Raw genomic sequence first — 4,611 nt, forward strand, 5'->3', positions numbered from 1 at the left:
TTGTCGCATAATTGTTATTGTACGACATGCCCGGTTTCGCAGTAAGATTTAACCTTTTACATGATGGGCATTCTCTAACCAAAAAACGAAGAAACCCCGTGGCATCCGCTGAAACCTACCTAAAAACAGGTATAATGAGTACAAGCGGTTAACCTGTTTCTGGAAAGGGTCTGGTGAGATGTCCAACAATCTTTTTCGCGGTTTACCGAAGGGAATCCAACTCCCGTTCATTGATGCCCATATTCATATAGACCTTTACGACGAAGATACCCGTGAACGCCTGCTGCAGGAACTGCCGGGCTGCGGAGTGGAAGCCGTCATTGCCGTTTCGATGCATTTAGCCTCCTGCAAGCTGAACAACGCTTTGGCGGAGCGCTATCCGAACCTGGTGCGCCCGGCATTCGGATTCCACCCCGAGCAGCCTATCCCTGAGGATCGGGAGATCGATCTCCTGCTGAATTGGATCAAGCAGCATGCCGAGGATATGATTGCCGTTGGTGAAGTCGGACTTCCTTATTACGCGCGGCAAGAAGCACTGCAGCAAGGAAAGCCCTTTGAGCTTGAACCCTATGTAGATCTGCTGGAAAAGTTTGTGATGCTTGCCAAAGCATTAGACAAACCGATTGTACTGCATGCGGTATACGAAGATGCCGATCTTGCTTGCGATCTGCTGGAACGGCACGATGTGACGAAGGCACATTTCCACTGGTTCAAGGGGGCCGAAGCCACTGTGCGTCGTATGGCGGATCGCGGTTATGTGATCTCTTTTACGCCGGATATCGTCTACGAACCGGAGATCCAAGACCTTGCCCGGCGCTATCCGCCTGAGCAGGTGATGGCCGAGACGGACGGGCCTTGGCCGTTTGAAGGACCGTTTACCGGTCAGATCACCCATCCGCGCATGACACGCCATGTCGCGATGGCTTGGGCAAATCTGCTGGGCATTCCTCCAGAAGAAGCCGCGGCGAAGTTGTACGAGAACACGCGACGCTTTTACGGAATATCATAACGACGAAAAAAAAGCTGCCCCCGGTTGCAAACCGAATGGGACAGCTTTTTGCTGTTTGTATTATTTTAAGGTAAAGCCGCGTTTCTCTAAAAATTCACGCATATGCAGCCGCGCCGGCTGCGCCAGCTTCTCGGCCATCAGCTTGGACCAAGGGGTATTCTTTGCCCCGCTGGTCCGTTCACGCAGATAGTTGGACATGATCTCGTCGTAAGCTGCCACCTGTTCCTCTTGCCCGGCTGTATCATACTGGTTCCAGTGTAGAACTGCCGGCAGCGGAAGCCTTGGACGAAGCTCAGGGGTTTGATCCGGGTAACCAAGGCACATGCCAAATACGGGATACGACAGGTGCGGTAGGCCCAGAAGATCCGCCACATCCTCGCTATGGTTGCGGATACCGCCGATATATACGATGCCAAGGCCAAGCGATTCTGCGGCAATGGCGGCATTTTGAGCAGCCAGCGCCGTATCGACCGTCGCCACAATAAAGTTCTCTGTCGTACCTTCATACGTCGTTTCCGAAGGAATATGCCGCTCGGCGGCCCGCTTAAGTCTCGATAAATCTGCGCACCAGACCAGGAATACGGGACACTCCGCGACATAAGCCTGGTTGCCGCAAAGCTCGGCCAACTTCGTCTTCCGATCCGCATTCGTCACGGCAATCACGGTATAGGCTTGTACATTACTGGAACTGGAGGCCATTTGGCCTGCAGATACGATTTGCTCGATGACCTCCCGGGGCACCGGACGATCGCTGTATTTACGAATGGAACGATGCTCCAGCATCTTCGATATCGTCTCGTTCATCTCCTCACTCCTTTTCCTCGCTTGATGTCATTCCTAATTATGGAACTTCCCCCAACGGGAAGCAAGCCCCCGAGTTCCATTCATACTGAGCTTCAAAGCGCCCCGCCGCCTGAATTCAACTGATCAGCGATCACGGAACCGATCATATATAGTGCCAGTCCCCAAACGATCAACGCAGATAATCGGTTGATTCCCCGAAGCAGTTGACCTCCACGGTCCAGGCTTCCAAGCATTTTGCCAGCCCATGCTAATCCAAAAAACCATACCCACGATACCAGAATCGTAGCCAGCGTAAACGCCCCTTTCGCCCAGCCGGTATAATCCAGAGAGCTTGTCCCGATCACGCCAACCGTATCCAAAATCGCATGTGGATTCAAAAACGTCACCGACAAGGCAAACACCGCCTGCTGTTTAGCTGGCAGCCCAGATACCCCTGCGGAAGACGGCTTGGACACGTCCCGCCAGATCGTCCAACCAATATACAGCATAAAGACAGCGCCTGCAGCAAAGAGTACGGTTTTCAGCCAAGTCCATGACAAGACCAACACCGAGACTCCCAACACCGCCAGCAAAATCAATATTGTATCGCCCAAAGCAGCGGTCAGAACAGCCGGTAACGCCCGGCGCAGCTTTCGTCCGGCAGCCCCCTGGTTAAATACAAATACATTCTGCACACCTAATGGCAAAATAAGCCCAAACGCCAAAAAGAACCCATGAATCGCAGCACTAACCATCTCTCTCCCCCTCTAATCTCTGTCTCTCCTTGTCATGAACCTTATTGTACCTGCCCACTTCCAACTTGGCTCCATCCATTTGGATGGAACTGAAACCAACCAAACGATATAATAGGGAAAATAACGTCGCTCAAGCAAGAAATCGACCATTCTGCAAAAGAGGGAGGTCTTCCATATGAATCCTTCGACTTGGCGCCCCAGCCGAAATTCGCCGATTCCGCTCCATCGACAAATCATGGAGCATCTTCGTGACCGGATCGCCAGCGGCGAATGGCCGGTGGGGACGCGCATCCCGTCCCAACGGGAGCTGGCCGCGCGGTTTGGGGTTAACCGCAGCACAGTCGTCGCCGCGCTGGATGAACTAATCGCAGCCGGGCTGCTTCAAGGTGACCGGGGAGGCGGCACCCGCGTCGTTAACCACACGTGGGGCGTGCTAACAGCCTCCCCGCCGCCCGATTGGAACGAGTACGTCAGCTCCGGCGTGCAATACCCTAATCTACCTGCTGTGCAGGAGATTAACCGGGCCGAGTTCCAGCCTGGCATTTTGCGGCTCGGCACCGGCGAGATGGGCCCCGACCTGCTGCCGCAGGATGAGATGGCCGAACTGCTGGGACGGATGGCCGCCAAGGTCCCGTACCTGGGCTATGGTGAACCTAACGGGGATCTGCGGCTCCGGGAGGTCATCGCTGCCCGGCTACGCCGTCAGGGCATCACCGTCTCGCCGGCCTCGCTGCTGATCGTCTCCGGCGCTTTGCAGGCGCTCCAGCTCATTTCCGTCGGCCTGCTCCCCCAGGGCTCAACGGTACTGACCGAACGACCGTCGTATCTGTATTCGGTGCCCGTGTTTCAGAGCGCCGGAATGAAGCTGCGCGGCGTGCCGATGGATGAACATGGCCTGCGCGCCGACCTCGTTTCCGTGTACGCTAAGCAGTATGCGGGCGCATTGCTTTACACCATTCCGACTTTCCATAATCCGAGCGGAACGGTGATGAGCGAGTCGCGGCGGCAGCTGCTGCTGGACGTCTGTGAGGCGGCCCGCTTGCCCCTCGTGGAAGACGATGTCTACCGCGAGTTATGGCTGGACGCCCCGCCGCCCCTGCCGTTAAAGGCGCATGACACCAGCGGCAGCGTGCTGTATCTCGGCAGCTTGTCCAAATCCCTCAGCCCGGGCCTGCGGATTGGCTGGATTGCCGGGCCGCAGCCCGTCATCGAGCGGCTCGCGGACATCAAGATGCAAAGCGATTACGGCTCCAGCGCCCTCTCGCAACAGATGGCAGCAGAATGGCTCGGGAGCGGCAACTACGACCGCCACCTTGAACGGCTGCGGACGGCGCTCCGCCTGCGGCGAGAAGCGGCAATGGACGCGCTGGAGCGGCATTTCCGCGATATCGCGGACTGGAAGGTACCGCAGGGAGGGTTTTACATCTGGCTGAACCTGCACAACTCTCCCTCCCCGCGCAAAATATTTGACGCCGCCCTAAAAGCCGGCATCCTGGTCAACCCCGGCCACCTCTACGACCGCGCCTCCGGCAGCCACCTGCGCCTCTCCTACGCCTACGCCACCGCCGAAGAACTGAAGGAAGGCATTGCCCGTCTGAGCCAAATCGTGCGCTCCTTGGATTAAGCCCATGAATTATCGCACTACGGCATGGGTCCCCTCAGACGGGTCCACTCGTCCACGCTTATCCCGTTCGGTCAATTGTGGTTCCACTTTCTTCACACATTATCCCATTTGGTCAGCGAACTTCTGCTGATAGACTAAAAAGTAGACATGGAGAACCGAGAATCGGGTAAAATGAATCTATCCAAATTCGAGGTGCTACCATGACGAAAAAATACGATAAAGAATTTAAACTGCAAACGATTCAGATGATCCAGGAAGAAGGGAAAGCGGTGGCGCAGGTCGCCCGCGAACTGGGGATCAGCGACAACACCCTGTATCGTTGGATGGCGGAATACAAGAAAGACGGCGCACAGGCCTTTCCAGGCAGTGGGCAACTGAAAGCCGACGATAAAGCAATGAGAGATCTTCAGAAACGCCTTCGTGATCTGGAAGAGGAGAAC

The 4,611-nt window shown here is 55.7% G+C and carries 5 protein-coding genes; 3 read left to right on the top strand and 2 right to left on the bottom strand.

What is annotated here, in order from left to right; genetic code table 11:
• Positions 1 to 178: 178 nt before the first annotated feature.
• Positions 179 to 1,009 (top strand): TatD family hydrolase, encoded by an 831-nt coding sequence (locus M891_RS0121970; protein ID WP_028540280.1) that lies wholly within the window; start codon positions 179 to 181, stop codon positions 1,007 to 1,009.
• A gap of 60 nt (positions 1,010 to 1,069) precedes the next feature.
• Here M891_RS0121970 and nfsA read toward each other — a convergent pair whose 3' ends face one another.
• Complete coding sequence (gene nfsA / locus M891_RS0121975) at positions 1,070 to 1,813, bottom strand: oxygen-insensitive NADPH nitroreductase (protein ID WP_028540281.1); 744 nt, start codon at positions 1,811 to 1,813, stop codon at positions 1,070 to 1,072.
• A 92-nt stretch (positions 1,814 to 1,905) separates the two neighbouring features.
• Positions 1,906 to 2,547, bottom strand: a complete 642-nt coding sequence (locus M891_RS0121980) for a LysE/ArgO family amino acid transporter (protein WP_016313695.1) — start codon at positions 2,545 to 2,547, stop codon at positions 1,906 to 1,908.
• 175 nt (positions 2,548 to 2,722) lie between these two features.
• Between M891_RS0121980 and M891_RS0121985 the strand changes: the two genes are divergently transcribed.
• Positions 2,723 to 4,171, top strand: a complete 1,449-nt coding sequence (locus M891_RS0121985) for an aminotransferase-like domain-containing protein (RefSeq protein WP_028540282.1) — start codon at positions 2,723 to 2,725, stop codon at positions 4,169 to 4,171.
• Between the two features lie 200 nt (positions 4,172 to 4,371).
• Positions 4,372 to 4,611, top strand: a 240-nt coding sequence (locus M891_RS0121990; protein ID WP_028540207.1) for a transposase, incomplete at its 3' end; no start/stop codon positions are given.

The organism is Paenibacillus sp. J14, assembly GCF_000518465.1.
Lineage (GTDB): Bacteria > Bacillota > Bacilli > Paenibacillales > Paenibacillaceae > Fontibacillus > Fontibacillus barengoltzii.

What these genes read in the sequence shown, in the direction of transcription:
- nfsA (WP_028540281.1), bottom strand. Translation starts at nt 1,813, where the DNA reads ATGAACGAGACGATATCGAAGATGCTGGAGCATCGTTCCATTCGTAAA.
- M891_RS0121970 (WP_028540280.1), top strand. Translation starts at nt 179, where the DNA reads ATGTCCAACAATCTTTTTCGCGGTTTACCGAAGGGAATCCAACTCCCG.
- M891_RS0121985 (WP_028540282.1), top strand. Translation starts at nt 2,723, where the DNA reads ATGAATCCTTCGACTTGGCGCCCCAGCCGAAATTCGCCGATTCCGCTC.
- M891_RS0121980 (WP_016313695.1), bottom strand. Translation starts at nt 2,547, where the DNA reads ATGGTTAGTGCTGCGATTCATGGGTTCTTTTTGGCGTTTGGGCTTATT.